The sequence below is a fragment of the Curtobacterium sp. VKM Ac-2865 genome, assembly GCF_015350905.1.
Taxonomy (GTDB): domain Bacteria; phylum Actinomycetota; class Actinomycetes; order Actinomycetales; family Microbacteriaceae; genus Curtobacterium.
Window position 1 is genome coordinate 306413 of the sequence record NZ_JADKRZ010000004.1, and the last position, 24631, is coordinate 331043.

Genomic DNA, 24631 nt, shown 5'->3' on the forward strand with positions numbered 1-24631 from the left:
GGGAGGATGGCGGGATGCGATCGACGTCGACGGTGTCCGCTGCGGCCGTGCTGCTCGTGGGGGCGCTCGCGCTCGCCGGGTGCGCCGGTGCGGGGCCGTCTGCCCCGGTGTCGTCCGCCGCGTCGGGCAGGGGGCCGACGAGCGTGACGTCCGCCGCGTCGCCCGACACGACCTCGTCGCCTGCGACGGACCGCGCCTTCCGCGCGCTCGAGCGCGACCACGGCGCTCGGCTCGGCGTGACGGCGATCGACACCGGCACCGGCAGGCAGGTCGCCTGGCGTGCGGGGGAGCGCTTCGCCTTCGCCTCGGCGAACAAGGTCTTCATCGCGGCGGCACTGCTCGCGCGGTCCTCGGACGCCGACCTCGACACCGTGGTGCACTACGACCGTGCGGACCTGCTGGCGTACGCCCCCGTGACGAGTCAGTCCGTCGCCACCGGGATGACCGTGCGGGCGCTCCTGGACGCGATGCTCCGCTTCAGCGACAACACGGCGGCGAACCTGCTCGTGGAGCGGGTCGGTGGGCCGGGCGAGGTGCAGCGGTTCCTCCGCGACCTCGGCGACCGGACGACGAACGTCGACCGCGTCGAGCCCGACCTGAACGAGGCCACTCCGGGCGATGCGCGGGACACCACCACGCCGGCGCAGTTCGCGGCCGACGTGCGCGCGGTCCTCCTCGGTTCGGCACTCGAACCGTCCGATCGGAGGATGGTGCGCGAGACCATGCTCCGCAACACCACGGGCGACGCGACGATCCGGGCTGGGGTCGATCCGGCGTGGTCGGTCGCCGACAAGACCGGGACGGGGTCGTACGGCGTCCGCAACGACATCGGTGTCGTGTACCCGACGGGCCGGGCGCCGATCGTGGTGGTCGTGATGACGAGCAAGGGCGCTGCCGGCGCGGAGCCCGACGACGCCCTGGTGGCCACGGCGACGCGAGTGGCGGTCACCGCGCTCGGCCGTTGACCCGGCTCTGCCTGGTGCGAGGTCGACAACCCCGTGCGCCGTCACCGGACCGCACCGGGTGGTTGACCTCGCACCGGCCGGCGAGCCGCGCACCGTGCGGGCCGCGCACCGTGCCACCAGGAACGCGCGCCTCTGAGGAGCGCTCAGCGGCCACGCGTAGCTTCGCCGTCATGTCTGACTTCACCGCCGCACAGGCCGCCGTCGTCCGGATCGAGCGCGCCGAGGAGGGACGCTGGGACCTGAGCGTCATCAGCGACAGCGGCGTCCGCATGGGGCACGGCGAGTACCTCTTCCAGGCCGACCAGGACGACGCCCAGAGCGAGATCGCCGCCGCCGCCGAGTTCGTGCGCGGGTACGGCTTCCGCTTCGAGTCCGACGCGGTCGTCGGCGACGGCCCTGACGCCTTCTGGGCGCCCCTGCTGCCGCTCGACGCCTGACGCCTGACGCCCGACGCCTGACGCCTGCGGGCGGTCAGCCGTCAGCGCGCTGGGACACCGTCCGGCTGTCCTCGAGCCAGCCGGCGAGCTCCGTCATCGCGCGGGCCTGCGACGCGTAGTCGAGCCCCGGCACCGGCCAGCTGTGCACCTGCCCGGCGACGAGGGCCGGGTCGTCGGCGAAGGTCGGTTGCGCCAGCAGCTGCCGGGCCTGGTACCCCTCCGGCGAGAGCAGGAGCACGTCGCCGTCGACCTTGCCCGCGTTCGCCCAGCTGTACACGCCCCAGTAGAAGCCCTTCGGACCCGGGTCGACGACGTCCACGCCGAGGCTGTCGTACAGCTGCAGGGTCGGCTCGTCGGCGGGACGGGTGACGTACACCCCGTCGGCGTCGGCGTACAACGAGACGACCCGTAGGTCCCGGTCGTCGGCGGCGTCCGACAGTGCTGAACGAGCGCGGTCGAACGCGCGCTCCGCGGTGTCCACGGTCGACCGGGCAGCGCCGAGTGCCTCCGCCAGCCGGGTGACCTGCCGGACGGCGTCGAGGCCCTTCCCGCCCCACTCGACGCGGAGGACGGGCGCGATCTTCCCGATCTGGTCCTGACGGGTGCGGCTGGCGAACCCGGTTCCCAGGTCGTCCACGCCCACGGAGCCGTCCGTCGGGTAGACCGACGTCACGACGAGGTCCGGCTCGAGTCCGGCTAGCCGGGTGAGGTCGACGTCGCCGTCGTCGGTGCCGACCTCGGTGATGCCCGTGGTGTCGAGCTCGTCGAACCGGGCATCCTCCGACAGGGGGACGTCGCCGAACGTCCCGACCGGGTGCAGGCCGTACTGCAGGAAGGAGACGGCGAGGTCGTCCACCACGACGATGCGCTCCGGCCGGTGGTCGAGTGCGATGGTGGTGCCGGTCGCGTCCTTGAACGACCAGGCGTCAGCAGCGGGTCCGCGGCGGGCGTCCGTGCTGCTGGTGGGTCCGGTGACGGTGGTCCCGCCGGTGCAGCCCGCGAGCACCATGACCCCGACGACCACGGCGGTCAGCAGGGCGGCACGACGGCTGCCGGATCGGGGGAGCTCCACGGCACGAGAGCGTATCCGACACTCCTTGCATGACCGGGGACTCAGGTTAGCCTTGCCTCATGGCGAAGACCCCGCGGCTCATGCCCACGAACCCGAGGCTCTTCCGCGCCCAGGTCGTCCGCTCAGCACGTGTGACCCCGTCGATGCACCGCGTCACGGTCACCGGGCTCGACCTACACGAGTTCGAGCACCTCGGCTACGACCACTGGTTCCGCCTGTTCGTGCAGCTGCCGCACCAGGACGCCTTCGAACTGCCCGAGCTCGACGGGGCGAAGTGGTGGCCGCCCTTCCTCGCGATCCCCGAGGCCGTCCGCCCGCACTGCGCGAACTACACGGTCGCTGCCTTCCGCCAGGACGTCGGCGAGCTGGACATCGACTTCGTCGTGCACACGGCTGACGACGGCGCTCCCGAGGGTCGCGCCGCGATCTGGGCCTGCGGCGCGCAGCCCGGCGACGAGCTCGCCGTGCTCGACCAGGGGCGCATCTTCGACTGCCCGCCCGACGCCAGCGAGGTGCTCGTCGTCGCCGAGGAGACCGGCCTGCCCGGCGTCATCGGCATCGCCGGCTCGATGCCGCGCGACACCGTCGGTCGCATCATCCAGGAGGTCCCGACGGCAGCCGACGTCCGGCAGCTCGACGCCCCGGCGGGTGTCACCGTGACCTGGGTCGTCCGCGAGCACGAGGACCCGCACGCGGTGCCCGGCACGGCTGCGCTCGAGGAGCTCCGCCGCCACACCCTGGCGGACGACCGCGGCTACGCGTTCGTCGTGGGGGAGTCCACGCTCGCGACGGAGGGACGCCGACACCTGCATCGCGCCGGCCTGCCGAAGGACCGCATCACGTTCTCCGGGTTCTGGAAGCACGAGACGAAGACCCGCGTCGACGCCTGACTCGTCGGCGCCCGTCCGACCCCGCGCGCCGGTCGACGTGCCAGGGTGGTCGCATGGGGTCGGTACGGGGAACAGCATTGGTCAGCACGGTCATGGCAGCGGTGCTGCTGCTGACCGGATGTGCGCAGGAGATGGACGACTCGGCACCGCCCGAGCCCGCAGCGTCACGGACCGCGCCGACCACGGAACCGACGCGCACGCCCACGGCCACGGCCACCCCCACGCCGACGGCGACGACACCGCCCATCGCGCAGGCGCTGCCGGACACGGTCAATGCGGGTACGGTGGCCTCCGGCGTCTCGGCCTCCGCGTCGGCGACCGGGCCGTCGAACGTCGCCTTCCACACCGAGGGAGCGTTCGCGGTCGTCATCGAGCTGGACTGCTCGGCGTGCACGGGCACCGCAACGGTCACCGCACCGGGGCGGATGTCCCCGTTCGGGCGCGCCACCGCACCCTTGAAGGGCTCGTTCCTGACGGCGGTCATGCGGGACGACGCCCCGGACCAGACAGTCATCGTCGACGCGCAGGGCCCCTGGTCGGTGACGATGCGCAGCTGGAACGACATCCCGTCGGTCTCGGGAGCGCAGTCCGGCACCGGTCCGGCAGTACTGTTCCTCGGCGACGACGTGCCGCACGTGTCCGTCGACTTCACGCCCGCGAACGCCGACGACTCCTTCAGCGGACGGGTCTTCACGACGTCCGACCAGCCGAAGATCTTCGGCAACACCGAGGCCTTCGCGGAGCAGTTCGACGTCGACCTGCCCGGTGTCATGGCGATCCAGACGAACGGCACGTGGACGGTGACGCCCGTTCCCTGAGCCGGGCGCCTGGTCGTTCCTTCCCACATCACGTGCGGTGGGATGTGGTTCCGCGCGTTGCAGGTCCGAAGAACCGACCGACTACGCGCGGATCCACGCACCACGCGCGATCTGACCCACCACGCGCGGTTCCACCGCACCACACGACGGACGGGAGGCTCGGTGCCAGCTGGCACCGAGCCTCCCGTCCGTCGTGTGGTGGCGTCAGCCCTTCAGGCCGGAACCGGTCACGCCCTCCACGATCTGCCGCTGGAAGATCAGGTAGAGGATGATCAGCGGCAGCGCCGCGAGCAGCGCACCCGCCTGGATGTCGGCGTACCGCTGGCCGAAGCTGCCCTGGACCGTGGCGAGCCCGACCGGGATCGTCATGAGGTCCGGGTTCGACAGCACGAACAGCGGCAGCAGCAGGTTGTTCCACACCCCGACGAAGGTCAGGATCGTGACCGCAGCGATCACCGGACGCGACAGCGGCAGGATGACCGACCAGTAGACCTTCCAGATGCCGGCGCCGTCGATGCGGGCCGCTTCCTCGAGCTCGCGGGGGATGCCGTCGAAGAACTGCTTGAAGATGAACACCGCGATCACGGCGGGCACCTGCGGGAAGATGACCGACCAGTAGGTGTTCAGCAGGCCGACGGCGTTGAGCTCCTGGAAGATCGGGATGATCAGGACCTGGGTCGGGATCATGATGCCGAGGATGATGAGCAGGAACGCGACGTTCCGACCGCGGAACACCAGGCGGGACAGCGCGAACGCGGCCATCGAGGCGAACAGCACGGTCAGCAGCGCGGTGACGATGCTCGTGATGGCGCTGGCGAGGTACCAGTTCCAGATGTCGCCGGCCTGGAACAGCGCCGCGTAGGAGTGCAGCGTCGGGTTCCAGTTCGACAGGATCGAGTTGGCGCCGAGCGCCGCGACGCCGTTGTCGGACAGCGAGGTCTTCAGGGCGAAGACACTCGGGATGAGCCAGATGATCGCGAAGACCGTCAGGATGATGCCCGACGCGATCGTGAAGCCGCGGCCGCTGACACCGATCTTGGCGGCACTGGTGGGGGCGGCTGACGAGACGCCGGACCGGTACTTGGGGCGGTCCGTGGTGATGCTCTCGGTGGTGGTCATCTCAGGCTCCGATCTCACGCTTGGCGGCGACCCGCTCGACGATCTGCCGGATGACGGCGATCGCGACGATCACGATGAACAGGAGGACGGACGCGGCCGAGGCGGCACCCAGCCGGTTGTCGGTGAAGCCGACGCCGGTGATGAGCTGCAGCGAGACCTGGGTCGAGATGCCCGGACCGCCGTTCGTCATCAGGTAGACCTGGTCGAAGATCTTCAGGGACGCGATGATCTGCAGCAGGATGACCAGGGTCGTGGTGCGGCCGAGCAGCGGCAGGGTGATCGACTTGATCTGCTGCCAGTTCGAGGCGCCGTCGACCGCAGCCGCTTCGTACAGCTCGCGGGGGATCTCCTGCAGGCCGGCCAGGTAGAGCACGAAGTTGAACCCGAGCGTCCACCAGACGGTGGCGATGGCGACACCGATCATCGCCGTGTTCGGGCTCGCCAGCATGCCGGCGCCTGGGGTCATGCCGAGCAGCGTCTGGATGCTCGCGAAGAGGCCGGTGCTCGGCGTGAAGATGAACACCCAGATCAGCGAGATCGTCGCCGACGGCAGGATGAACGGCAGGAAGAAGGCCAGGCGGAAGAACCACTGGCCCTTGTTCATCCGGTTCGTCAGCACGGCGAACACGAACGCCAGGATCACCAGCGGCGGGGTCGTGTAGAGCGTGAACTGCAGGGTGTGCCAGAGGGACGACCAGAAGTCGTCGCGTCCGAGCATCTCCGCGTAGTTCGCGAACCCGGCGAAGGAGCCGAGCCCGGTGCGGACCGTCGAGGTGTTGAAGAAGCTCGTGACGATCATCCAGACCGTCGGGCCGAGCAGGAAGGCGATGTAGAACAGGCCGAACGGGGCCAGGAAGAGCCAGCCGCTGCGGCCCTGGCCGCGGGTCAGGCTGGTGCGGTAGGTGCGCAGCTTGCGGGGCGCGCTCGCCGCGTCCGTGGGCCGGTCGAGGACAGGTGCTGTGGTCACGTCATCGTGCCTTTCGCAGGGTGTTCACGGCGTTCGTGGTGGTCGTCGGGCCGATCACAGCGGGCTCGGCGTGTTGAGGTAGGTCGAGAGCTGGGACTTGATCGCGCTCATGGCGGCGGCGGGGGAGCTGCTGCCCTGCTGCACGAGCGCGAGCTGGGCGCCGACGGTGTTCTCGAAGGTGGAGCCGGACCCGCCGTACCAGGCGGCGTCGTCGAACACGGCGGACGCGGCGGCCGAGGCGTAGTTCGACTGGGGCGTGAGCTTCTTGTACGCGCTGCTGTCGAACGTCGGCATGTACGCCGGCACGTGACCGCCCTGCGCCCACGTGAGGCTCTGCTCGAGCATCTGCTTGATGAAGAGCATCGCGGCCTTCTTCTGCTCCGGCGTGCGGTCCTTCCGCGGCAGGATGAAGGTGTGCGAGTCGGCCTGGGCCGCCGGCTTGTCGAAGAGCTGCGGGATCGGCGCCATGCCGAACTTCAGCCCCTTGATCGACTGCGCGGTGCTGATCTCCCACTCGCCCTGCATGAAGAAGCCGGCCTTGCCGGTGAACATCAGCGTCTGCGCGGTGGCGTAGTCGAGGCCCTTGTTGAGCCAGCCGCTCTTGACCCACTTCTGGGTCATCTCGGTGACCTTCGAGTAGGCGTCCTCGTTGACCGTGAGCTTCGCGCCGCCGTCGCTGATGAACGGCGTCGCGCCCTCGATCTGGTTGTACATCGTCCAGAAGAAGCGCCACGGGGTCGCGATCTCGCTGACGTTCGCCACGTTCAGGGCCGTGCCGCCGGTGACCTTCGAGACCGCGGCGAGGGCGCTCTCGAAGGCGTCGATGCCGGTCAGGTCCTTGAGGTTGCCGTCGCCGTCGATCAGGCCGGCCTTCTGGCAGACGTCGACGTTGTAGAACAGCACGAACGGGTGCGTGTCGAGCGGGATGGCGATGTTCTTGCCGTCGGTCTTCTGCGCGGTCCAGGCCTTCTGGTTGAAGTCGCTGGCGCTGAGCCCGACCCCGGCCAGGTCCTCGGACGTGATCGGGTCGAGCAGGTCGCCGTCCCAGAGCGGCTTCGCCCGGGTCAGGTGGGCAATCGCGACGTCCGGCGGCTTGTTCCCGACGGTGGCGAGTGTGACCTTCGAGTAGTACGGGTTGCCCCAGGCGAACGTCGTGGCCTGCAGGGAGCTGGAGCCGCCGTGCTGCTTGGCGTAGCCGGCTTCCATCTCCTGCATACGGAGACCGTCGCCGCCGCCGAAGAGGTTCCAGAAGACGAGCGTCTCCGGGTTGAGCGCGCTTCCGGCGAGGCCGGCGGAGAGCGGGCTCGAGCACGCAGCGAGGGGGAGGACGGTCGCTGCCGCCGCTCCGGCAGCCAGGAGGCTCCGCCGGGTGAAACCGGCGCCCCGTGACTGCGAGACGGGTGGTACGGGTCGGATCGGCATGGCATCACTCCATCGTGGGCCGGGCTGCGGAACACGTGGGTCAGTGCTCCGTGAGCGCTCACATTAGCCTCGCTGTCCGCGGCGCGCCACCCCTTTCGTCACGACATGGATACCGGTAGCGTTACGGGACAGGTGAGCGCTCACTCTCTGGAACGACTCGGGACCGAGCGCGACCTGCCGCACCGGGTGCAGTGCGCCCGGAGCCCACGAGCCAGCAGATGATCGAAGGAGATCCATGCCCCGCACACACCTCGTCCTCGACGCCGCGTTCACCGTGGGGCCGGTGCGCCGCCGCATCTTCGGTGGGTTCGTCGAGCACCTCGGTCGCCACGTCTACGACGGCATCCACGAGCCCGCTCACGAGAGCGCCGACGAGCACGGCTTCCGCAAGGACGTCATCGAACTCGTCAAGGAGCTCGGCGTCACCACCATCCGCTACCCCGGCGGCAACTTCGTCTCCGGCTACAAGTGGGAGGACGGCGTCGGCCCGGTCGACCAGCGTCCCCGCCGCCTCGACCTCGCGTGGCACTCCACCGAGACGAACGAGGTCGGCCTGCACGAGTTCCAGCAGTGGCTCGACTCGGTCGGATCCGAGATGATGCTCGCCGTCAACCTCGGCACCCGTGGCACCGACGCCGCCATCGAACTGCTCGAGTACGCCAACATCCGCAGCGGCACCGCGCTCGCCGACCAGCGACGCGCGAACGGCCGCGAGGAGCCCTTCGGCATCACCATGTGGTGCCTCGGCAACGAGATGGACGGCCCCTGGCAGCTCGGCCACAAGAACGCCGACGACTACGGCAAGCTCGCGGCGATGACCGCCAAGGGCATGCGGCAGATCCAGCCCGACCTGGAGCTCGTCATCTGCGGTTCCTCGGGTGCGTCGATGCCGACGTTCGGCGAGTGGGAGCGCACGGTCCTCGAGCACGCCTACGACGACGTCGACTACATCTCGGCCCACGCCTACTACGAAGAAGGCACCGACATGCCGACCTTCCTGGCGTCCGGCGTCAACATGGACCGCTTCATCGACACGGTCACCACCGCGGCCGACCACGTCAAGGCGCACAAGAAGTCCGACAAGCGCATCGACATCTCGTTCGACGAGTGGAACGTCTGGTCGATCTCGAAGTGGAACGAGCAGCAGAAGGAGTTCACGCTCGACGAGTGGCCCGTGGCCCCGCGTCTGCTCGAGGACATCTACACGGTGGCGGACGCCGTCGTGGTCGGTGGCCTGCTCATCTCGCTGCTGCGGCACGCGGACCGCGTCGCGTCGGCGTCGATCGCGCAGCTCGTCAACGTGATCGGCCCGATCATGACCGAGCCCGGTGGCGAGGCCTGGCGCCAGACCACCTTCTTCCCGTTCTCGCTGACGTCGCGGCTCGCACACGGCACCTCGCTGCAGGTCATCGCGTCGGGTGACACCGTCGACGGCGGCACGTACGGCGAGGTCCCGGTCGTGGACTCCGCCGCCACGATCGAGGACGGCAAGGCCGCGGTGTTCCTGGTCAACCGCCACCCCTCGGAGAGCACGACGGTCACCATCGACCTGTCCGGGCTCGACGTCACGGGTGACGTCCACGCCGAGGGTGTCTGGGACGACGACCTGCACGCGGTCAACGACCTGACGAACACGTCGCGCGTCGGTCTGCGCACGAACGAGTCGGCTCGCCGCGAGGGTGACACCGTCACGATCGAGCTCCCCCCGGTGAGCTGGACGGCGCTGTCGATCGGCTGATCGTCGCATCACGCGTAGGTGGTCGAATCGCGCGTAGGTGGTCGGGAATCCCGACTGCCTACGCGCGATTCCGCTTTCCAGCGCAGGCGCGCGGTCTGGTGCGGTCCGGTGCGGTGCGGGTCAATCCGTGCGAAGGAGGTCGAATCGCGCGTAAGGGGTTGGAACTTCCGACCCACCACGCGCGTTTCCGCATTCCAGCGCGGGCGTGAGGGTAAGGAACGCACCACGGGGCGGCCTGGAGGCTCGGTGCCGGGCCGCCACGAGCCTCCCGTCCGGCACGTGGTGCGGGCCGGTGAGCCGGCCCGCACGGTGCGGGGTCCCTCGGTCGGTGCGATGTTGATCGCCCCGTGCGGGGACACGGGCGCGCACGGGGTGCGCAACCTCGCACCACGCGCCAGCCCACGCGCCCGCCGCGCTACCGCGGCGGGGGCGCCGTGCTCGCGCGCTCGACCAGGCGCACCGGGACCAGGTCCGTCGTGGCGACGACCGGTGCTCCCTCGATCTGGGCGAGCAGGGTCGAGACCGCGCGGCGACCGACCTCGTCGAAGGACTGGTGCACCGTGGTCAGCGGCGGCCAGAACGAGTCGGACTCCGGCGAGTCGTCGAAGCCCACCACGCTGAGGGACTCCGGCACGGTGCGCCCGAGCTCGTGGCACGCGCGGAGGATCCCGAGGGCGGTCTGGTCGTTCGCGGCGAACACCGCGGTGATCTCCGGGCGCCGGGCGATCTCGAGGCCGGCGCGGTAGCCGGAGGACGTGTTCCAGTCCCCGCGGAACACCGGTGGCACGACCCGGCCGGCACGCTCGAGCGTGGTCTGCCACGCAGCGAGTCGCCGTGCCGCCGAGTACGACGACGAGGGGCCGGCGACGTGCCACACGGTGTCGTGGCCGAGGTCGAGCAGGTGCTGCGTGGCGAGCCGGGCGCCGTCGGTCTGGTCGGTGTCGATCGCCGGGTGTTCGGTCGTGCCGGTGGAGTCGACGACCACCATCGGGACGCCGTCGGGCAGGGCGACCTCGGCGGTGTCGATGACGTGGGACTCGATGATGATCACCACGCCGTCGACGGCCTGCTCGTGCAGGCGGGAGAAGGCCGATCGGACGCCCTCTTCCGTGCGGGACGCCATCGGCAGCAGCGTGATCGTGAAGTCGGCGGCGCCAGCGGCGTCGGCGATGGCCTCGAGCGTGCGCATGTTGCCGAAGGACGCGAGCGTGAACATGATCACGCCGATCGTGCGGAAGCGCCCGGAACGCAGTGCCCGCGCGGCCCGGTTCGGCCGGTACCCGAGCGAGGCCATCGCCTGCTGGACGCGCTCGCGGGTGTCGGGACTGACGTTGTCGAAGCCCCGCGCGACCCGCGACACCGTCTGCATCGAGACGCCGGCGGCGTCGGCGACGGCAGCCATCGACGGGGCGCGACGGCCGGTGGCGGACAGGTCGGTCGTCACGTCGCTCCTTCGTCGGGCGTGGCCGGGCGGAACGCCCGGGGGACAGCCGGACAGGGAGCCGACCGCTCCGAACGGTAACGCATGTTGACGTTGCCATGCTATCGTCGGCTCGTTCGATGTTGACGTCAACATCGACGTCCCCGAACGCAGCAGACGCGTGCCCGAACGCAGCAACCGCGTCCCACGCACGCACCAGCCGCGTCCCCGAACGCAGCAGACGAAGGAGTCACATGAGCACGCTCGCAGCGCGCACGGCCCCGGCCGGGTCGCCGGCAGCGCCACCGCGACGGCGGCCGAAGCCCAGGGGCCGGTTCACCGGGTGGCTCTTCGTGGGCCCGTTCGTCGTCGTCCTGGTCCTCATGCTCATCGTGCCGATCGGGTACGCGCTCTGGCTCAGCCTGTTCCGCGACCAACTCGTCGGCGGCAACCAGTTCGTCTGGTTCGCCAACTACCTGCAGCTCTTCCAGGACTCGCAGTTCTGGTCCGGCTTCGGTCGGGTCGTCGTGTTCCTGGTCATCCAGGTCCCGATCATGCTCGGGCTCGCGCTCGTCGCCGCCCTGACGCTCGACAGCGCGCGGCTCTGGGGAACGTCGTTCTTCCGCATCGCGGTGTTCCTGCCCTACGCGGTCCCCGGTGTCGTCGCAGCGCTCATCTGGGGCTTCATCTACGGCAACCAGTTCGGCCTGACCGGTGCGGCGAACGACGCGCTCGGCATCGACCTGCTGCAGCCGTTCAGCCCGACCTGGGTCCTCACGTCGATCGGCAACGTCGTCACGTGGGAGTTCCTCGGCTACAACATGCTGATCTTCTACGCGGCCCTCCGCACCGTCCCCGGCGAGCTGTACGAGGCCGCCGAGCTCGACGGTGCCGGGCCCCTGCGCACGGTCTTCTCGATCAAGCTCCCGGCGCTCCGCGGCCCGATGGTCATCGCCACGATCTTCTCGATCATCGGCAGCTTCCAGCTCTTCAACGAGCCGAACCTGCTGAAGACCCTCGCCCCGAACGTCATCGGCAGCTCCTTCACGCCGAACATGTACGCCTACTCGCTGTCCTTCAGCGGCCAGCAGTTCAACTACTCCGCCACCGTCGCCATCGTGATGGGCGTCATCACCGCCGTGATCGCCTACGTCGTGCAGGTCCGCGGCACCCGACAGGAGAACCGATGAGCACCCTGCAGCACCCCGCCACCGGTCCTGCCGGACCCGCCACGGTGACCGAGGCGACCACGACGCTCCGCGACGGCCGTGGCGGCGCGGGACGAGCCTCCAGGAAGGCGAAGCAGCCCGTCGACGGCCGCAAGCCGAAGCGCTCCGGTCTCCTGACCGCCGTGATGATCGTCTTCGTCGTCTACTCGTTCGCGCCGCTGTTCTACCTGCTCGTGAACAGCACGAAGACGCAGTCGTCGCTGCTGTCCACGTTCGGCCTCTGGTTCGGCGGAGACTTCAACCTCTGGCAGAACATCGTCGACACGGTCACTTACAACGACGGCATCTTCCTGCAGTGGTTCGGCAACACGCTGCTCTACGTGGTCGTCGGTGCCGGTGGAGCGACGCTCCTGGCGACCGTCGCCGGCTACGGCATGGCCAAGTTCGCGTTCCCCGGCCGCCGCGCCGTGTTCGCGATCGTCCTCGGCGCCATCGCGGTGCCCGGCACGGCCCTGGCGGTCCCGACCTTCCTGCTCTTCTCGCAGGTCGGCCTGACGAACACCCCGTGGGCGATCATCCTGCCCTCGCTGATCAGCCCGTTCGGCATGTACCTGGTGTGGACGTACGCGGTCGACGCGATCCCGTCCGAGCTCCTCGAAGCCGCCCGCATGGACGGCGCGGGGGAGTTCCGGATCTTCTTCACGATCGCGCTCCGCCTGCTCGCACCCGGTGTCGTCACCGTGCTGCTCTTCACCGTCGTCGCGACGTGGAACAACTACTTCCTGCCGCTCATCATGCTGAGCGACCCGAAGTGGTACCCGCTCACCGTCGGCCTCAACCAGTGGAACGCGCAGGCCACCGGTTCCGGTGCGCAGCCGATCTACAACCTCGTCGTCACCGGTTCGCTGCTCACGATCATCCCGATCGTGGTCGCGTTCCTCTTCCTGCAGCGCTTCTGGCAGTCCGGCCTCGCGGCCGGGTCCGTCAAGGCCTGATCCACGGCCAGGAGGCTCGGGGCGACCCCGCCACGCGCCTCCCGCCCGACCGCTCCACAGCAGCACCGCAGCATCCCCAACACGAAGAAGTGAAAGGCACCCCATGAACACGAAGGCCCGGCGCGGACTCAGCGCCCTCGCCATCGGCGTCACCGCCGCCATCGCCCTGGCGGCCTGCTCGTCCGGCGGCTCGTCCTCCGGCGGCTCCGCCTCGGACATCGACTCTGCGCTCGCCAAGGGCGGCACGCTGACCTACTGGTCCTGGACCCCGTCCGCGAAGGCCCAGGTCGCCGCGTTCGAGAAGCAGTACCCCAAGGTGGACGTCAAGCTCGTCAACGCCGGCACCGGTGCCGACCAGTACACGAAGCTGCAGAACACGATCAAGGCCGGCTCGGGTGCCCCCGACGTCGCGCAGGTCGAGTACTACGCCATCCCGCAGTTCTCGCTGTCCGAGTCGCTCCTCGACCTGTCGAGCTACGGCTTCGACGGGCTGGAGAGCAAGTTCGCCGCCAGCACCTGGAGCTCCGTGACGAACGGGGACAAGGTCTACGGCCTGCCCCAGGACTCCGGCCCCATGGCGCTGTTCTACAACAAGAAGGTCTTCGACGCGAACGGCATCACCGTCCCGAAGACGTGGGACGAGTACGTCACCGCGGCCGAGAAGCTGCACCAGTCCGACCCCGACGCGTACATCGCGGCGGACTCCGGCGACGCCGGCTTCACGACCAGCATGATCGCCCAGGCCGGTGGCACGCCGTTCACCACGAAGGGCGACAAGGTCACGGTCAACCTGCAGGACAAGGGCACCGAGAAGTGGACCTCGACCTGGAACGAACTCGTCGAGAAGAAGCTGCTCGCCAAGACCGTCGGCTGGACCGACGACTGGTACAAGCAGCTCGGCAACGGCCAGATCGCCACGCTCATCACGGGCGCGTGGATGCCGGGCAACCTCGAGGCGAGCGTCGCCGACGCCAAGGGTGACTGGCGCGTCGCCCCGATGCCGACCTACGACGGCTCGAAGGCCGTCACCGCGAACAACGGCGGCAGCGCCGAGGTCGTCATGAAGCAGACGAAGAACCCGGCCCTCGCAGCCGGCTTCCTCAAGTGGCTGAACTCGTCGAAGGCCTCCACGAAGATCTTCATGGAGTCCGGCGGCTTCCCGTCCACCACCGCTGACCTGGAGTCCTCGGCCTTCCTCAACGAGGAGCCGGAGTACTTCGGCGGCCAGAAGATCAACGAGGTCCTGGTCGACGCGTCGAAGTCGTCCGACAACGACTTCACTTACCTGCCGTACCAGGTGTACGCGAACAGCGTCTACGCCGACACCGTCGGGCAGTCCTACGAGAAGGGCACCTCGCTGGAGTCCGGACTCCAGGCCTGGCAGGACTCGCTCGTGAAGTACGGCAAGCAGCAGGGCTTCACGGTCTCGACCAAGTAGCACCAGCACCACCACCCTCGGGGCCGTGCGGACACCAGTCCGCGCGGCCCCGCTCTGACGAAAGGCTCTGCCCATGCGCTTCGCGATCGGCGACACCGACTTCCTGCTCGACGGCGAGCCGCACCGGGTCCTCTCCGGCGCGATCCACTACTTCCGCGTGCACCCGGACCTGTGGGCCGACCGCATCCGCAAGGCAAAGCTGATGGGCCTCAACACCATCGAGACCTACGTCGCCTGGAACGCACACGAGGCCTCGCCCGGGCAGTTCGACTTCACCGACGGACTCGACCTCGGCCGGTTCCTCGACCTCGTCGAAGCCTCGGGCATGCACGCCATCGTCCGCCCCGGCCCGTACATCTGTGCCGAGTGGACCAACGGCGGGCTGCCGTACTGGCTGTTCACCGACGGCACCGTGGGCATCCGCCGCGACGAGCCGCAGTTCCTCGCCGCCGTGTCGCGGTACCTCGACGCCCTCGCGCCGATCCTCGTCCCGCGGCAGATCGACGCCGGCGGAGCGGACGGTCCGGGCGGGCCGATCGTCCTCGTGCAGGTGGAGAACGAGTACGGCGCGTACGGCTCCGACCCCGTCTACCTGACCAAGCTCGAGGCCATGCACCGAGCGATCGGGCTCACCGTCCCGTTCACGAGCGTCGACCAGCCGATGGGCACCATGCTCGAGGACGGCTCGCTGCCCTCGCTGCACAAGACCGGGTCGTTCGGTTCCCGGTCCGAGTCGCGTCTGGCCCGGCTCCGGCAGGCGCAGCCCACCGGGCCGCTGATGTGCTCGGAGTTCTGGGACGGCTGGTTCGACAGCTGGGGCGAGCACCACCACACCACCTCGGCTGCCGACAGCGCCGCCGACCTCGACGTCCTGCTCGCCGCCGGCGGCTCCGTCAACGTCTACATGTTCCACGGCGGCACGAACTTCGGCTTCACGAACGGCGCGAACGACAAGGGCGTGTACCGGCCGATCGCGACGTCCTACGACTACGACGCCCCGCTCGACGAGGCCGGCCGCCCCACCGCGAAGTTCCACGCGTTCCGCTCGGTGATCGAGCGCTACGCGCCCGTGCCGCCGTTGCCGGCCTCGATGGAACCGGGTGGTTCCGGCCGGCTCACCGACGGCCAGGAGGCTCGGCTCGCCCCCGCCACGGACCTCGCCGTCCGACTCGACCGGTCCACCGCCCTGCGCACGCTGCTCCCGCAGCTCACGTCCTGGACCACGCACGAGACCACCCCGACGTTCGACGAGCTCGGTGCCGCCTCGGGCTTCGTGCTGTACCGCACCGAGGTCGACCTGCCCACTGGTGGTGTGCTCACCGTCGGGGGAGAGGTCCGCGACCGCGTCCTCGTCAGCGTCGATGGCCGCTCCGTCGGCGTCCTCGAGCGCGAGCACCACGACCGCGCGATCGCGCTCCCGCCGGTGACCGGCACGCTCGAGCTCCTCGTCGAGGACCAGGGCCGTGTCGACTACGGCACGCGGATCGGCGAGCCCAAGGGACTGATCGGCGGCGTGGCCGTGGACGGTGTCCCGCTGTCCCGGTGGACGGCGTCCCCGCTCGCGCTCGACCCGATGCCGACCGGGGCGCTCGACGTGCTGCGGGCGCTGGAGCCCGTCGGGTCTGCAGCCGCTGCCGACGTCCTCGCCGGGCCCGTCGTGGCGCTCGGGTCGTTCGAGCTCGACACGGTGTCCGACCGGTACCTGGCACTCGACGGCTTCCGGAAGGGCGTCGCCTGGGTGAACGGGTTCTGCCTCGGGCGGTACTGGTCGCGCGGGCCGCAGCAGACCCTGGCGGTGCCGGGGCCGGTCCTGCGTGCGGGTCACAACGAGGTCGTCGTGTTCGAGCTGCACGCCTCGGCATCGCGCACGGTGCACCTGCGCATCGAGCCCGACCTCGGCCACACCGAGGCCTGACCGGTCGGCTGCGGCGGCCCTGCCCGCCCTGCCCACCCCGCGCGCGATCCAGCTCCCCATCGCGGGCGTGATGGGAAGGACTGTGCGCCGGGGTCAGTGGCCCGGACCCGTTGCCCACTCCCTGACCTGCAGCAGAGCCTCCCGACGCCAGCGCCAGTACGGCGCGAACTTCGTGCCGTCGTCCTCCCAGGCACGCGTGAGCAGCCCGATCTGACGACGGCGTTCCCGCCCGGCGGGGTCTCGCCACTCCACCCAGGCGTCATCGAGCACGGCGGTGATGCCCTCGCGGGGGAGCGTCCACGAGACGAGGAAGCCGTCGTAGCGGAGTTCGTCGTCCAGGAGCTGGACCGATACCCGCGGCAGGCGGCTCGTGAGCCAGATCCCCGTCGCGACGAAGACCGCGCCGCGGACGGCGAGGAACACCCGCGCCGACGCGTCCGGGGACGTCGCAGCGAGGGCGATCGCGACCCCTGTGCCCATGAACACCGGGCCCATCACGATCACGTTGAGCACACGGTCGAGCTTCGGCGGGCGGATCGTGGTCGTCATGGGCAGCGGTCAGTCGTCGAGGGCGTCGAGGGCGTCGAGCTCGTCGCGGGCGCGCTCGGCATCGGCGACACGGTCGGCCTCCGGGCGCTCCCACCACGCCGGACCGCGTTCGCCGAGGCCGTGCTTGGCGAGGCCGTTCCGGTGCCGGGCGGCCTCGAGCGCAGCGTCGTCGCCCGAGCGCTTCGCCTGCTTGACCGCGTTCCGCCCACGACCGAGGTGTGACCGGAGCGCCGCAGCGGTCTCCTCGGGGATGACCGGGTCGGTACGGCGCCAGCGACGTCCGTCGACGACGAAGAAGTGGTCGTCCGGCTCGCTCATGCCTCTGATTCTGCACCGTCGGTGGTGCCCGGTAGACAGGGGACGATGACCGAACCCCGCGTGCGCCCGATGCTCGACGTCCACCGCATCTACGCCGAACCCGCTGCGCTCGAGCTGCCCCGTGGGGCCGAGGTCGTCGCCAGGTGGCCCGACGCCGAGGTCGTCCCCGTCGAGTCGCACTGGAACATCCCCGAGGTCCACGGCGACGAGCGCAACGTCTCGCGCTGGGTGCGGATCAAGACCGAGGCGCTGGTGCTCGGCGTGAAGAAGTCGCTCGTCACCCGGCCGAACGGTCGCTCGGCGGACTTCATCGCGCCGTCGACGGCCAACGGCTGCGCGATGGCGTGCGCGTACTGCTACGTGCCGCGCCGCAAGGGCTACAGCAACCCCGTCACGGTGTTCGCGAACATCGAGCAGATCACCAAGCACGTCGCGCGGAACATCCACAAGCAGGGGGAGAAGACCGAACCGAACCAGTGCGACCCGGACGCCTGGGTCTACGACATCGGCGAGAACAGCGACTGCTCGGTGGACGCGATGATCAGCGACAACGTGCGCGACCTCTGCGACCTGTTCCGGATGACCCCGACGGCCAAGGCGTCGTTCGCCACGAAGTACGTCAACCGCGACCTGCTCGACTGGGACCCGATGGGGCGCACGCGCATCCGGTTCTCGCTCATGCCGCACGAGACCGCGAAGGTCACCGACATCCGGACCTCCCCGATCGCCGAGCGGATCGCGGCGGTCAACGACTTTGTCGACGCCGGGTACGAGGTCCACCTCAACTTCTCGCCCGTGATCCTCACCCCGACATGGGAGTCGGACTGGGCCGAGCTCCTGCGTCAGGTCGACGACGTGCTGTCCCCGCGGGCGAAGGCGCAGCTCGCGTCGGAGGTCATCTTCCTCACGCACAACGAGCCCCTGCACCAGGTCAACCTCGGCTGGCACCCGAAGGCCGAGGACCTGCTCTGGCGTCCCGACCTGCAGGAGCAGAAGGTGTCCCAGAACGGTGCCGTCAACGTCCGGTACCGCTCCGGCATGAAGGGCCAGCTCGTCGAGCGGTTCCGCGAGCTGGTCGGCGAGCACCTGCCGTCCTGCCGCATCCGCTACGCCTTCTGAACGGACGTCCTGAACGCACGAACGGCTCGGCATCCGTGGATGCCGAGCCGTTCAGGTGTTCAGGAGCAGGTGCTCACTTGCCGTCGACGGCGTCCTTCGCCTTCTCGGTCTCCATGCGCGCCTCGCCCATGTGCTGGTCCTTCTTGCCCTGGGCGTGCAGTTCCTGGTCGTCAGTGTGCTCGCCGACGGTCTCCTCGACCTTGCCGACGATCTTCTGGGTGGCGTCCTTGGCCTTGTCTCCGAGCGACATGGTGATTCCTTCCGGTGGGGGCATCACCGGTGGTCCCGGCGGTGTGCCTCCGACACTACGGACGCCTCTGTACCCCGTTCACTGCGGCGGGACAGGTGTCGGCGCGTCAGGGGATCAGGCGGTCGGCGCGGTAGCGCGCGAACAGGTCGGCGAAGGCCTGCTCGGTGCGTCGGTAGCCCGTGAACCCGGCGTCGCGGCTCTTGCCCATGTCGGTGACGACCTCCATGGCCCGACCCAGGTCGGCGTCGGTGTGCCACCACGACGCCACGCGGGTGATGTCCGGCTCGACGAGTCCATGGCGCTCGGCGATGCCGGCCCACGCGGCCTCGTGCGGGGCCATCTGCTGCTCGAGCGGTCGGGCCTCCCCGGAGAACCCGACGACGCGCGCCGGGTCGACCCCGAGGTGCGCGGCGAGGCGCGGCCACATCCAGCGCCAGCGGAAGACGTCGCCGTTGACGATGTTGAACGGCTCGTCGGCACCCTCGGGCGAGGTCGCCGCCCACACCATGTGCTCGGCGAGCAGTCCGGCGTCGGTCATGTCGGTCAGGCCGTTCCACTGCGCCTCGCTGCCGGGGAAGACGAAGTCCAGGTCGAGCTCCTTCGCCAGTGTCGCCTGCACCGCGATCGTCAGGCCCATGTTCATGGCGTTTCCGACGGCGTGGCCGATCACCGTGTGGGAGCGGTGCACGGACCAGGTGAAGCCCTGGCGCTCGGCGGCGGCGAAGAGCTCGTCCTCCTGCGCGTAGTAGAAGTTCGGGGTGTCGAGCCGCGGCTCCTCCTCGTGGAAGGGGGTGTCGGGCATCTCGCCGGCGGCGTAGGCCTCGAACGGGCCGAGGTAGTGCTTCAGCCCGGTCACCAGCGCGACGTGTGCGAGCGGCGCGTTCTCGAGGGCGGCGAGCAGGTCGCGCACCATCGCACTGTTCACGGCGATGTTCTCGGCCTCGGTCGCCTGACGCTGCCAGGCGGTGAAGAACACGTGCGTGGGTCGTTCGTCAGCGAGTGCGCTGCGGAGCCCCTCGGGGTCGCGGAGGTCGGCGGCGATGCCACGGACGCCGTCGCGGGTCCCTGCTCGGCGGGAGAGCGCGCTCACCTCCCAGCCGTCCTGGGTCAGGCGCTGCACGAGGGCCGAGCCGGTGATGCCGCTGGCACCCACGACGAGGGCGGTGCGCTGGGCGGTGGACTGTGTGGTGGTTCCGTCGGGAGTCATCGAAGGAAGCCAACACCTGTCGCCCCGCGGGTGTTCCCTCAGCGGGGACGGCGGATGCGGATCGGGCCCTTGGCGGTCGACGGGTCGACGACGTTCCCGCCCTGGGTGATCTCGACCTCGCCCCTGGCGACCATCCGCCGAGCGGCCCGGCGAGCGGGTTCCATGAGGTCGCGCCAGTCCTCGCCGCCGATGGCCCGCGCAGCGTCGGAGGGGCAGATGCTCGAGGTCAGCGCCCGGGCGTCCAACAGCTCGTCGATGGTGCGCTCGAGCGTCCGGTCGGTGTCGTCGAGCTTGTGCCGGCGGCAGGCGTCCGAGCACCACTTCGCGTCGGGCGCCGCCGAGTCCGGCATCCGACGCCCGCAGGACGCACAGGTGCGCTCCGCCTGCGCGGCCGAGACCCGGCGTGCGTCGTCCTCGGTGCGGATCGCTCGTCCCATGCGTCCATCATCGTCCGGAAGCGCACTCCCGTACCCAGCCGACGCCGAGGTGGCAGCATCGGAGCAGTGACTCCCGACAGCGCCCCCGCCCGACCGTCCGAGCCCGCCTGGGTCGAACACGTGCTGTGGTGGCACGTCTACCCGCTCGGCTTCGTCGGCGCCGAGGTCCGCCCGGACACGCCCGTCGGCGACCGCCCGGTGGAGCACCGGCTCGACCGCATCACCGGCTGGCTCGACCACGTCGTCGACCTCGGGCTGAACGGGCTGCTCCTCGGCCCGGTCTTCGCGAGCAGCACGCACGGGTACGACACGGTGGACCACCTGCGGATCGACCCACGGCTCGGTGACGACGGCGACTTCGACGCGCTCGTGACCGCGGCGCACGACCGCGGCGTCCGCGTGGTGCTCGACGGCGTCTTCAACCACGTCGGCCGTGAGCACCCCGCGTTCCGGGCGCTCGAGACCGACGGTCCCGCGGCGGAGTCCGCGCCGCTGTTCGGCATCGACTGGTCCGGCTGGAACCCCGGCGACCCGGTGCCGGTCGGGCTGTTCGAGGGCCACGACATCCTGGTCGCGCTCGACCACACGTCGCAGGCGACCGAGGACCTCGTCGTCGACGTGATGCTGCACTGGCTGGAGCGCGGCGTGGACGGGTGGCGGCTCGACGCGGCCTATGCGGTCCCCTCGGAGTTCTGGGCGCGGGTGCTGCCCCGCGTACGGGAGCGGTTCCGGGACGCGTGGTTCACCGGCGAGGTCATCCACGGCGACACCGCGGCGATCGTCACCGCGTCGACGATGGACTCGACCACGCAGTACGAGCTGTGGCAAGCGGTCTGGCACGGCATCGCGGACCGCAACTGCTTCGAGCTGGCGCACGCGATCGAACGCCACGACGCGCTGCTCGCGACGTCGGCCTCGAGCACGTTCATCGGCAACCACGACGTGACCCGCATCGCGAGTGCGGTGGGGGAGCGGTTCGCGCCCCACGCGGCCGCGGTGCTGTTCACGGTCGCCGGGACCCCGAGCGTCTGGGCCGGCGACGAGTACGGGTGGACGGGGGAGAAGGAGGAGCGCCTCGGTGGCGACGACGCCGTCCGTCCGGAGTTCCCGCCGACGCCCCCGGAGCCGACCGCGCTGACGCACACCTACGAGGCGCTCATCGCCCTCCGCCGCCGGCACCCCTGGCTGCACCGGGCACACACCGACGTCGTGCACCTGGAGAACACCGTCGTCGTGCTGCGGACGGCGACCGGGGACGACGCGGTGGTGACCGCCCTGAACCTGTCCGACGGCCCGGTCGAGGTTCCCGCAGCCGACGCGACCCAGGTGGAGGCGGGCGGCGGCGACCTGCGCGACGGAACCCTGAGCCTCCCGGCCGCCGGGTGGGCCGTCCTGTCCCGCTGACCCGACGCAACGAGGCTCGTGCTGTGCGACGTCACTCGCATCCGGGGATGCGAGCTCTGTCGCTCAGCACGAGCCTCGTGGCCTGTGCGGGCCGGCTGGGCCGGGCAGCGCGCCCTACTTGCGGGCGGATGCCGCCCGGCGCTTGTTGAACACGTCGAACGCGACGGCGGCGAGCAGCACCAGGCCCTTGATGAGGGACTGGAACTCGGTGCCTACACCGAGGATCGACATGCCGTTGTTCAGCAGACCGATGATGAGACCACCGATGATCGCGCCCGGCACCGTGCCGATGCCACCGGTGACGGCTGCACCACCGATGAACACCGCCGCGATGGCGTCGAGCTCGAAGCCGTTGCCAGCACCCGGCGCCGCCAGGTTGAGCTGACCGGTGAACACCACGCCGGCCAGGGCCGCGATGACGCCCATGTTGACGAAGAGCAGGAAGGTGACCCGCTTCGTCTTCACGCCGGAGAGCTGTGCGGCCAGGGCGTTGCCACCGATGGCGTACACGTGGCGACCGAAGACCGCGCTGCGCATGACCACCGAGTAGACGACCACGAGCAGACCGAGGATGACGAGGACGATCGGCGTGCCGCTGTAGCTGGCGAGCAGCAGGGCGACGTAGACGACCAGCAGCGCACCGAAGGCGAGCTTCACGATGAACCAGACGAACGGCTCGCTCTCGAGCTGGTACTTCTTGCGGGTGGCGCGACCACGGAGCGACACCACGACCATGACGACCGCGGCGGCGAAGCCGAGGATCATCGTGAGCGGCTCGTAGCCCGAGCTGCCGAACGTCGGCAGGAAGCCGGACCCGAGGGCACGGAAGCCGGTCGGGAACGGCGAGATCTGCTGGTTCTGCAGGACGATCTGCGCGGCACCGCGGAAGGCGAGCATGCCGGCCAGCGTCACGATGAACGCCGGGATCCCGAAGTAGGCGATCCAGAAGCCCTGCCAGGCGCCGACCAGGCCACCGAGCACCAGGCACAGCACCACGGCGATGGGCCACGGCACGTGCCACTGCGTGATCATGACGCCGGCCATGGCGCCGGTGAAGGCGACGATGGACCCGACGGACAGGTCGATGTGCCCGGCGATGATGACCATCACCATGCCGATCGCCAGGATCAGGATGTAGCTGTTCTGGACGATCAGGTTCGAGACGTTGATCGGGGCGAGCGTGATGCCGTTCGTCGTCACCTGGAAGAAGACGACGATGACGATCAGCGCGATGAACAGGCCGATCTGTCGGAGCTGCCCGGTGAGGTAACTAGCGGCGGACTTGAGCGCGTTCATTGACTGGGGTCTCCCGTTCCTGGGTCATGTACTGCATGAGGACTTCGGGCGTCGCCTCGGAGCGCGGGACGTCGGCCGTGATGGTGCCCTCGGAGAGCGTGTAGATGCGGTCGCAGATGCCGAGCAGCTCAGGGAGTTCGGAGGAGATCACGATGATCCCCTTCCCCTGGTCCGCGAGCGCGTTGATGATCGTGTAGATCTCGTACTTGGCACCGACGTCGATGCCGCGGGTCGGCTCGTCGAGGATGAGCACGTCGGGGTCGGCGTACATCCACTTCGACAGGACGACCTTCTGCTGGTTGCCGCCGGAGAGCTTGCCGGTCACCGCGTTGACCGACGGTGCCTTGATGTTCATGTTCTTCAGGAACTGCCTGGCGACCGTGGTCTCCTCGGAGCCGTTCACGAAGCCCCACGTGGCGAGCTTGCCGAGCGCCGAGCCGGAGACGTTCCGCTTGATGTCGTCGAGCAGGTTCAGCCCGTAGCGCTTGCGGTCCTCGGTGGCGTAGGCGATGCCGTTGTCGATCGCCTGCGACACCGTGTGCGTCTTGATCGGCGTGCCCCGCTTGTAGACGGTGCCGGAGATGCCGGTGCCGTACGACTGACCGAACACGCTCATCGCGAGCTCGGTCCGTCCGGCGCCCATCAGCCCGGCGATGCCGACGATCTCGCCCTCGCGGACCGCCAGGTTCGCCTGGTGGATGATCTCACGGGACCCGTCGAGCGGGTGGTGCACGGTCCAGTCCTCGATGCGCAGGAGCTCCTCGCCGATCTTCGGCTCGTGCTCCGGGTACCGGTTCGACAGGTCGCGACCGACCATCGCGCGGATGATGCGGTCCTCCGAGACGTCGTCGGCGTGCATGTCGAGCGTCTCGATGGTCTTGCCGTCACGGATGATCGTGACCTTGTCCGAGATCGCCTTGATCTCGTTGAGCTTGTGGCTGATGATGATCGCCGTCATGCCCTCGGCCTGCAGCGACCGGATCAGCTCGAGCAGGTGCTCGGAGTCGTCGTCGTTCAGCGCGGCGGTGGGCTCGTCGAGGATGAGGAGCTTCACCTCCTTCGAGAGCGCCTTCGCGATCTCGACGAGCTGCTGCTTGCCGACACCGATGTCGACGATCTTGGTGACCGGGTTGTCCTTGAGCCCGACGCGCTTCAGCAGCGCCGCGGCCTCGAGGTTCGTCTTGTTCCAGTCGATGAGCCCGCCGGTGGCGCGCTCGTTGCCGAGGAAGATGTTCTCGGCGATCGACAGGAACGGGCTCAGTGCGAGCTCCTGGTGGATGATGACCACACCGGCGGCCTCGGAGTCGTTGATCGACCCGAACTTCACCGGCTGGCCGTCGAGCAGGATCTCGCCCTCGAACGAGCCGTGCGGGTAGACGCCCGACAGGACCTTCATCAGGGTCGACTTGCCGGCGCCGTTCTCGCCACAGATCGCGTGGACCTGTCCGCGCTCGACCTCGATCGAGACACCCTGCAGGGCCTTGACCCCGGGGAACGTCTTGGTGATGTCCCGCATCTCGAGGATGGTGTCCGCCATGTGGACTGCCTTCCGTTGTGCGCGCGACGCGCGCGGTGAGACGGGCGGGAGGCACGGCGCGGTCTGGCACCGCGCCTCCCGTCCGGAAGTGGGGGGCGGAGCGGAGGCGCGGTGCGGGCTGGCACCGCGCCTCCTGTCCGCAGGTGGGG

At 69.6% G+C, this 24631-nt stretch carries 23 protein-coding genes; 11 read left to right on the forward strand and 12 right to left on the reverse strand.

Annotated features, from left to right (window positions below):
* Positions 1 to 14 precede the first annotated feature (14 nt).
* On the forward strand, positions 15 to 965 hold the full coding sequence (bla, locus tag ITJ54_RS12200) for a class A beta-lactamase (RefSeq protein ID WP_194628610.1): 951 nt from the start codon (positions 15 to 17) through the stop codon (positions 963 to 965).
* A gap of 170 nt (positions 966 to 1135) precedes the next feature.
* Positions 1136 to 1402: a hypothetical protein gene (locus ITJ54_RS12205; protein WP_194628612.1), complete on the forward strand. Its 267-nt coding sequence runs from the start codon at positions 1136 to 1138 to the stop codon at positions 1400 to 1402.
* A gap of 34 nt (positions 1403 to 1436) precedes the next feature.
* Here ITJ54_RS12205 and ITJ54_RS12210 read toward each other — a convergent pair whose 3' ends face one another.
* Positions 1437 to 2474: an ABC transporter substrate-binding protein gene (locus ITJ54_RS12210; RefSeq protein WP_194628614.1), complete on the reverse strand. Its 1038-nt coding sequence runs from the start codon at positions 2472 to 2474 to the stop codon at positions 1437 to 1439.
* Positions 2475 to 2533: 59 nt separating this feature from the next.
* Between ITJ54_RS12210 and ITJ54_RS12215 the strand changes: the two genes are divergently transcribed.
* Positions 2534 to 3364: a siderophore-interacting protein gene (locus tag ITJ54_RS12215; RefSeq protein ID WP_194628616.1), complete on the forward strand. Its 831-nt coding sequence runs from the start codon at positions 2534 to 2536 to the stop codon at positions 3362 to 3364.
* Between the two features lie 77 nt (positions 3365 to 3441).
* The gene (locus ITJ54_RS12220; RefSeq protein WP_194628618.1) at positions 3442 to 4182 is read left to right on the forward strand and encodes a hypothetical protein; all 741 of its coding nucleotides are present in this window, start codon (positions 3442 to 3444) and stop codon (positions 4180 to 4182) included.
* A gap of 204 nt (positions 4183 to 4386) precedes the next feature.
* Here the strand turns inward: ITJ54_RS12220 and ITJ54_RS12225 are convergent, their stop codons facing one another.
* From ITJ54_RS12225 to ITJ54_RS12235, 3 genes are read right to left on the reverse strand one after another with little or no spacing between them, the layout of a single operon-like run.
* Positions 4387 to 5301: a carbohydrate ABC transporter permease gene (locus ITJ54_RS12225; RefSeq protein ID WP_194628620.1), complete on the reverse strand. Its 915-nt coding sequence runs from the start codon at positions 5299 to 5301 to the stop codon at positions 4387 to 4389.
* Between the two features lies 1 nt (position 5302).
* Complete coding sequence (locus tag ITJ54_RS12230; RefSeq protein ID WP_194628622.1) at positions 5303 to 6268, reverse strand: carbohydrate ABC transporter permease; 966 nt, start codon at positions 6266 to 6268, stop codon at positions 5303 to 5305.
* Positions 6269 to 6322: 54 nt separating this feature from the next.
* On the reverse strand, positions 6323 to 7690 hold the full coding sequence (locus ITJ54_RS12235) for an extracellular solute-binding protein (RefSeq protein WP_194628624.1): 1368 nt from the start codon (positions 7688 to 7690) through the stop codon (positions 6323 to 6325).
* A gap of 235 nt (positions 7691 to 7925) precedes the next feature.
* Between ITJ54_RS12235 and ITJ54_RS12240 the strand changes: the two genes are divergently transcribed.
* The gene (locus ITJ54_RS12240; RefSeq protein WP_194628626.1) at positions 7926 to 9428 is read left to right on the forward strand and encodes an alpha-N-arabinofuranosidase; all 1503 of its coding nucleotides are present in this window, start codon (positions 7926 to 7928) and stop codon (positions 9426 to 9428) included.
* Between the two features lie 415 nt (positions 9429 to 9843).
* Here ITJ54_RS12240 and ITJ54_RS12245 read toward each other — a convergent pair whose 3' ends face one another.
* Complete coding sequence (locus tag ITJ54_RS12245; RefSeq protein ID WP_194628802.1) at positions 9844 to 10830, reverse strand: LacI family DNA-binding transcriptional regulator; 987 nt, start codon at positions 10828 to 10830, stop codon at positions 9844 to 9846.
* Between the two features lie 272 nt (positions 10831 to 11102).
* Here ITJ54_RS12245 and ITJ54_RS12250 point away from each other — a divergent pair, with 272 nt between their 5' ends.
* The 4 genes from ITJ54_RS12250 (at position 11103) to ITJ54_RS12265 (ending at position 16365) form a co-directional block, all read left to right on the forward strand.
* Positions 11103 to 12038 carry a carbohydrate ABC transporter permease gene (locus tag ITJ54_RS12250; protein ID WP_194628628.1) on the forward strand — a complete coding sequence of 312 codons (936 nt, stop codon included), beginning with the start codon at positions 11103 to 11105 and terminating at the stop codon, positions 12036 to 12038.
* Positions 12035 to 13012: a carbohydrate ABC transporter permease gene (locus ITJ54_RS12255; RefSeq protein ID WP_416354906.1), complete on the forward strand. Its 978-nt coding sequence runs from the start codon at positions 12035 to 12037 to the stop codon at positions 13010 to 13012. Before ITJ54_RS12250 ends, ITJ54_RS12255 begins: the two co-directional genes overlap by 4 nt.
* Positions 13013 to 13115: 103 nt before the next feature.
* Positions 13116 to 14450 (forward strand): ABC transporter substrate-binding protein, encoded by a 1335-nt coding sequence (locus ITJ54_RS12260; protein ID WP_194628630.1) that lies wholly within the window; start codon positions 13116 to 13118, stop codon positions 14448 to 14450.
* Between the two features lie 73 nt (positions 14451 to 14523).
* Positions 14524 to 16365, forward strand: a complete 1842-nt coding sequence (locus tag ITJ54_RS12265) for a glycoside hydrolase family 35 protein (protein ID WP_194628632.1) — start codon at positions 14524 to 14526, stop codon at positions 16363 to 16365.
* A gap of 93 nt (positions 16366 to 16458) precedes the next feature.
* On the opposite strand, the gene ITJ54_RS12270 is transcribed toward ITJ54_RS12265, so the two are convergent.
* Positions 16459 to 16914 carry a hypothetical protein gene (locus ITJ54_RS12270; RefSeq protein ID WP_194628635.1) on the reverse strand — a complete coding sequence of 152 codons (456 nt, stop codon included), beginning with the start codon at positions 16912 to 16914 and terminating at the stop codon, positions 16459 to 16461.
* A 9-nt stretch (positions 16915 to 16923) separates the two neighbouring features.
* Positions 16924 to 17232 (reverse strand): biopolymer transporter Tol, encoded by a 309-nt coding sequence (locus ITJ54_RS12275; protein WP_194628636.1) that lies wholly within the window; start codon positions 17230 to 17232, stop codon positions 16924 to 16926.
* A gap of 45 nt (positions 17233 to 17277) precedes the next feature.
* Here ITJ54_RS12275 and ITJ54_RS12280 point away from each other — a divergent pair, with 45 nt between their 5' ends.
* Complete coding sequence (locus ITJ54_RS12280; RefSeq protein WP_194628637.1) at positions 17278 to 18351, forward strand: spore photoproduct lyase family protein; 1074 nt, start codon at positions 17278 to 17280, stop codon at positions 18349 to 18351.
* Between the two features lie 73 nt (positions 18352 to 18424).
* Here the strand turns inward: ITJ54_RS12280 and ITJ54_RS12285 are convergent, their stop codons facing one another.
* From ITJ54_RS12285 to ITJ54_RS12295, 3 genes are all read right to left on the reverse strand, one after another.
* Complete coding sequence (locus ITJ54_RS12285; RefSeq protein ID WP_139200483.1) at positions 18425 to 18601, reverse strand: CsbD family protein; 177 nt, start codon at positions 18599 to 18601, stop codon at positions 18425 to 18427.
* 106 nt (positions 18602 to 18707) lie between these two features.
* A complete protein-coding gene (locus ITJ54_RS12290) occupies positions 18708 to 19808 on the reverse strand; it encodes an SDR family oxidoreductase (RefSeq protein ID WP_194628638.1) in 1101 nt (366 codons plus the stop codon).
* 38 nt (positions 19809 to 19846) lie between these two features.
* Positions 19847 to 20245: a DUF3253 domain-containing protein gene (locus ITJ54_RS12295; protein WP_194628639.1), complete on the reverse strand. Its 399-nt coding sequence runs from the start codon at positions 20243 to 20245 to the stop codon at positions 19847 to 19849.
* A gap of 66 nt (positions 20246 to 20311) precedes the next feature.
* Here ITJ54_RS12295 and ITJ54_RS12300 point away from each other — a divergent pair, with 66 nt between their 5' ends.
* Positions 20312 to 21649: an alpha-amylase family glycosyl hydrolase gene (locus tag ITJ54_RS12300; protein WP_194628640.1), complete on the forward strand. Its 1338-nt coding sequence runs from the start codon at positions 20312 to 20314 to the stop codon at positions 21647 to 21649.
* A gap of 114 nt (positions 21650 to 21763) precedes the next feature.
* Here ITJ54_RS12300 and mmsB read toward each other — a convergent pair whose 3' ends face one another.
* Both mmsB and mmsA read right to left on the reverse strand, forming a co-directional pair.
* Positions 21764 to 22945: a multiple monosaccharide ABC transporter permease gene (mmsB, locus tag ITJ54_RS12305; protein ID WP_194628642.1), complete on the reverse strand. Its 1182-nt coding sequence runs from the start codon at positions 22943 to 22945 to the stop codon at positions 21764 to 21766.
* A complete protein-coding gene (gene mmsA, locus ITJ54_RS12310) occupies positions 22920 to 24482 on the reverse strand; it encodes a multiple monosaccharide ABC transporter ATP-binding protein (protein WP_194628644.1) in 1563 nt (520 codons plus the stop codon). The genes mmsB and mmsA overlap by 26 nt, the downstream gene beginning before the upstream one ends.
* Positions 24483 to 24631 lie beyond the last annotated feature (149 nt).